This window comes from Bacillus hominis (assembly GCF_018332515.1).
GTDB lineage: Bacteria > Bacillota > Bacilli > Bacillales > Bacillaceae_G > Bacillus_A > Bacillus_A hominis.
In genome coordinates, this window is sequence record NZ_BOQD01000259.1 from 1 (window position 1) to 5,375 (window position 5,375).

Annotated in this window: 4 protein-coding genes; 2 read left to right on the top strand and 2 right to left on the bottom strand. The window is 34.8% G+C overall.

What is annotated here, in order from left to right:
- Positions 1 to 45 precede the first annotated feature (45 nt).
- Entirely contained in the window at positions 46 to 903 is an 858-nt protein-coding gene (locus tag KI356_RS21365) for a metallophosphoesterase (RefSeq protein WP_128281117.1), read from the top strand.
- Positions 904 to 1,000: 97 nt separating this feature from the next.
- Entirely contained in the window at positions 1,001 to 1,237 is a 237-nt protein-coding gene (locus tag KI356_RS21370; RefSeq protein WP_000283735.1) for a hypothetical protein, read from the top strand.
- A 312-nt stretch (positions 1,238 to 1,549) separates the two neighbouring features.
- Here KI356_RS21370 and KI356_RS21375 read toward each other — a convergent pair whose 3' ends face one another.
- Positions 1,550 to 3,658 (bottom strand): polyphosphate kinase, encoded by a 2,109-nt coding sequence (locus KI356_RS21375; RefSeq protein WP_212936382.1) that lies wholly within the window; start codon positions 3,656 to 3,658, stop codon positions 1,550 to 1,552.
- A 108-nt stretch (positions 3,659 to 3,766) separates the two neighbouring features.
- On the bottom strand, positions 3,767 to 5,341 hold the full coding sequence (locus KI356_RS21380) for a Ppx/GppA family phosphatase (protein ID WP_212936383.1): 1,575 nt from the start codon (positions 5,339 to 5,341) through the stop codon (positions 3,767 to 3,769).
- Positions 5,342 to 5,375 lie beyond the last annotated feature (34 nt).

The following is a 5,375-nucleotide window of genomic DNA, read 5'->3' on the forward strand; positions in this document are numbered from 1 at the left end:
AAATATATTTTAAAAAAACTGAAGGGGGATTCGAGTAACCTGTATATGAAGAAAATTACAAGGAGAAATTTTTTAAAGACTGGAATACGTACTTGTCTATATTCATTTATAACCGCTAGCATCGGCTATTATTACGCTAAATATATAGAACCACATTGGCTTTCTTTTACAAAGCACACACTTAAATCATCACTCATACCAGAAAGTTTTCACGGTGTGAAGATCCTTCAATTTAGCGACTTACACCTAGGATACTATTTCTCACTCCAACACCTATCTCAAATCGTTTCCAAAATCAATGCCGAAAATCCAGATATTGTCTTTTTCACTGGTGATCTCATTGATAATTACCAAACATATACTGAGGCCCCTTTTGTTGCATCCATTTTAAAAAATATACAAGCGCCATTCGGTAAATTTTCTATTTATGGAAATCACGACCACGGCGGATACGGAACTGAGTACTATGATCACATCATGCGTGAATCTGGATTTGAACTTTTACAAAATAGCGAAAAACGAATTCGTTTATTGGACAATAGTGAAATTTCTATTTTTGGAATCGATGATATACTACTAGGCAAACCAAAAATAGAGGAGACATTACAACATGCGAAACAACATATTTATACAATAGTTCTTGTTCACGAACCAGATATCGCGCCACAAATCGCTACATATCCAATCAACCTTCAGCTTTCTGGTCACAGCCACGGTGGACAAGTACAACTTCCTTTTTTAGGTGCTATTATTACCCCATCTCTTGCAAAACAATATATTGAAGGTTTCTATAACATTCAAGGTTTGACTCTCTATGTCAATCGAGGTATTGGGAGAACACGTGTCCCATTCCGCTTTATGTCAAAACCTGAAATTACACTCTTCATCCTACAACATTCGTAATAATTCGCCTATTTTCTTACATATCCTTTCTTGTACGCGCTCATCCACGCTTGGTCCACCATATGATAAAAATGAGTCCAATAAAGGAGGTTTGTTCATGTATCCATATTATCAACCGATCCCAGTTCGTTCAGCACCTATTGGTCCAGCAGGCGACTCACGCTTCTTTCCATTTTTCGGCGTTCCATTTCTAGCTGGAATTGCTGGAGGATTGCTCGGTGGAGCATTAGCTTTCGGCCCTAGACCGTTTTATCCGCCATATCCACCGCCTTTCCCACCACCAGCACCCTTTCCTTGTTACGGAGGGCCTTGTCAACAACCATACTATTACTAATTTAAAACAACGATTCTTCCAAATATTATTCTCTCAACGAACCGACGCATCACACGCTTATAATAAAGTGAAACTTTATTCAGTGGGGCATCCTCACTGATTATTAGCCCTCACCAATCGGGCTTTTACGGGCAGTTGATTTCCCACCTAATCACCTCACATTCGCCGAATTTTGAGGTGAGAGTCTTACTGCCAGCAAATAGCGGGATAAAAACTATTCTCTTTACTCATTCTTCCATTTACGGAACATGTGATTAGGGAAAAAAGTAAAAACCTCTTAATTTCGATTAAGAGGTTTTTACTTTTTCTCTATTATTCAGCGTCTGTATTTTGATACGCCATCTTAAATAAATTCACTTGGCTATCAATTTCTTCTATACTACTATTAATTATATAATAATAGTCACCATCTTTATTTTGTTCACGTGTTTTCACATTATCAGCTAAAATAAGCTGTAAAATGGCCTTTATTCTCGCTTTCATTTCAATATCTAAAATTGGGAAGGATATTTCTACTCGTTTTTCCATATTTCGCGTCATCAAATCAGCTGAAGATAAATATATTTTCTCATCTCCATTATGATGGAAATAATAAATACGGCTATGTTCTAAATATCTTCCAACAACACTAACTACACGAATATTTTCACTTACATTCGGAATCCCTGGCCTTAAACAACATGTCCCTCTAACAATGAGCTCTACCTTCACCCCAGCTTGTGATGCTTCATACATTTTTTTTATTAACGGTTTATCTGTTAACGAATTCATTTTAGCGATAATATATCCATTTCCATATTGTCTATGATAACGGATTTCCTCATCTATTAACTCCATAAACTGCTCTCTTATATCAAACGGGGCAACAGATAAATGATGAAAATGCGGTTTTTTTGTATAACCACTCAAATAATTAAAGAAATTTGTTGCATCTACACCAAAGTCTTTTCGCGATGTAATATATCCAAAATCGGTATACAACTTCGCTGTTGCGTCATTATAATTTCCGGTTCCCAGATGTACAAATCTTTCAATTTTTCCGTTTCTTCTTCTTACAACTAACGTAATTTTACTATGCGTTTTCAAGTGACTTACTCCGTAAATAACGTGACATCCGGCCTGTTCCAATTCTTTAGCCCAATGAACATTATTCTCTTCATCAAACCTCGCCTTTAACTCAACCAATACCGTCACTTGTTTCCCTTTTTCAGCAGCTACCTTCAACGCCTGAATTATTGGAGAATCTCCACTTACACGATATAATGTTTGTTTGATCGCAAGTACATTCGAGTCATCTGCCGCATCACGGACAAAATCAACGACTGGCTGAAACGACTCAAAGGGATGGTGTAATAAAATATCATGTTCTATCGCTTTTTCAAATACATCTTCCTCATCACCTAAATCTTGAGGAGGTTGAGGAATAAGAGCTGGATATACAAGATGTTCATATAAAGGCGCTAATTTTTTATATAAGGAGAATAAACATGTTAAATCTAACGGTCCATCCATCATGTACACATCTTCATCTTTTACTTCCAACACCTCATACAATAACGCTAACACTCTTTCATCAATGTGTTCTTTACCAACTTCTAAACGAACGGCAGCTCCCCACTTACGCTTTTTCAATTCTTTTTCAATTACTTTTAATAAATCGCGTGCACCTTCTTCATGAATTGTTAAATCCGCATTACGTGTAATACGGAAACGAGTAACAGGTGATACGTTATATCCTGTGAATAATTTATGAGTAAAACCACTAATTACATCTTCTAATAAAATAAATTTGTGTTTTTGCCCTTCACTCGGTAAAAATATGAAACGCTCCAGTAAAGAAGGTACTTGGACAATTCCTAACTTCGTGCGATTTTCTTCCTCTACCTGCTTCTCATCGTATAAAATAGTAGCTAAATTCAAGCTTTTATTTAATAACATTGGAAATGGACGATACGCATCAATAGCTACAGGAGTTAACACTGGAAAGATTTGTTCATCAAAATACTCTTCGATAAATTCCCTCTGCTCTTTCGTCAAATCATGGAATGTTAGACGCTCAATCCCCTCTAGTTCAAGCGCTGGCAATACGTAACCTTTAAACGTATCATACTGTACAGTCATTAAGTCATGAGCTTTTATCGCAATCTTATTTAACTGTTTCTTCGGTGTTAAACCTGCTTTATTTTCTGGCTGATTAAATCCGGCACTTACTTGATCTTTCAAACCTGCTACGCGCACCATAAAAAATTCATCTAAATTTGAACTAAAAATACTAATAAACTTTAATCTTTCTAAAAGTGGATTATTTTCATCTTGCGCTTCTTGTAGTACACGTTCATTAAAGGCTAGCCAGCTCAACTCGCGGTTATTATAATACGCTGTATCATTTAAATTTACTAAATTCCCCTTTAGCAATTCCATTCTCTTCACACTTCCCTTTGAAACTTTTTTACTATAATTTAGTTACTTTTATTTTATCAAATTACAATATTCCAAAGTGTTAATTTTTCGTAAAGACATCCGTACAACTTAACATTTTGATTCGAATGATAAGTTAATATTCGTTTTCAATACTCTTTCTAGCTGCTTTTTTTGTTTTTCAGCTTGCACTTTTTCCGCTAATGCCGACTGCTCACATACAATTTTAAATGCTAATCCTTCTTTACTTTCTGTTATAGATATCGTTTCAACAAGCGCTCTTTGTCTCACATTTAAAGCAGCTGAAAATTGCAAAACAGCTCCTAATAACCGGACTTTTTTTTGTTCACTTTTATCAAACCATCCTTCAAATGGGGCTAAATGTTGTTTAAATAACATTTTTGATTTGTACGAAGCAATAAGTGCTAATCTAACTCGATCTTTATGCATCATACCATCAATTGTTTTATTCGCTAGTAAATAAAACGTGTGTAAGCGGCTCGCTTCTTCATCAATGTACTTCCCTATATTAAATACTTTCGCCGCTTGATGGAATATTTCCCAGTCTTTTTCCGACATAGAAATAAGTCCTGCTCCTTCCAGTTGTTTACAAATCAATGTTCCTTGTTTAATAAGTTGAATTACAAATCCCATATCCATTTCATATTCATATGATAATAAATATAAACTTTCTTCTACTACGTTCGGATAGTACGAAATCCCCAAATCTTTCGTTAATTCTTCATAAAAAACACCTTCTCTTAATCCTTTTTTACTCAATACAAATGCCGGTGCCCCTATAACGTTAACAAGTATATGAAAGACTTCGGTCGCTGGAATAATTGTATCTGCTCGATCTTTTGCTAACCCCTCCATCTTTTGAAGCTCTATGAACGACAATTCTTTTAATTCCTCTTTTACATGTTTAATATCTTCTTCTTTCATTTTGTATAAATGTAATCCAGCTATAGGATAACAAATTAAATTTTGATGGATTTTCACCATATTCCTCGCACTCCCCCCAATTGCGATAAGGGGTAATTTTTTATCGATTAACCATGGTAGCGTTCGAAATTGATACCATAAATAATTTTTTATTTCCTCTAGCTCTTCTGTAGTAGGAATATCACCTTGAATAAATTGTTGCTTTAAAGAAAGTGCTCCAAAAGGAAAGCTATGATATTCTAAAATTTCTCTATTTCGAAAGTATGTAACTTCTGTACTCCCCCCACCAATATCAACTGTAATTCCTTCTGACAATGAAGTGGAATTCATAACTGCTAAATAACCGTAACGCGCTTCTTCATATTCTGATAAAACTCTAAGAGTAAAATCTGTTTGCCCTTCAACAAGTTTTTTAATTTCATCTTGATTCTCAGCCTGTCTAATTGTTGCCGTTGCAACACAAAGTACATGATGCAACTTATGGAATCGTGTACTTTCTTGAAATTGAAATAATGTTTGTAATAATACTTCTATTCCTTCTTCACTTAATACACCATTTACTAAATAATTTCTTAACCTAGCGACCACTTTCGTATTTTCAATCTCTTTATAAAAACCCCCGCTTTGTTTTTCATAAATAACTAAGCGCATTGTATTAGAACCAATGTCTATAATGGCATATTGTAGTTTTAATATTTCTTTCAAACTTCTCACTCTTTCATTATTAAATTTCTGAAACATATTCTATCACTATTATACAAAACCGTTGTTTTTT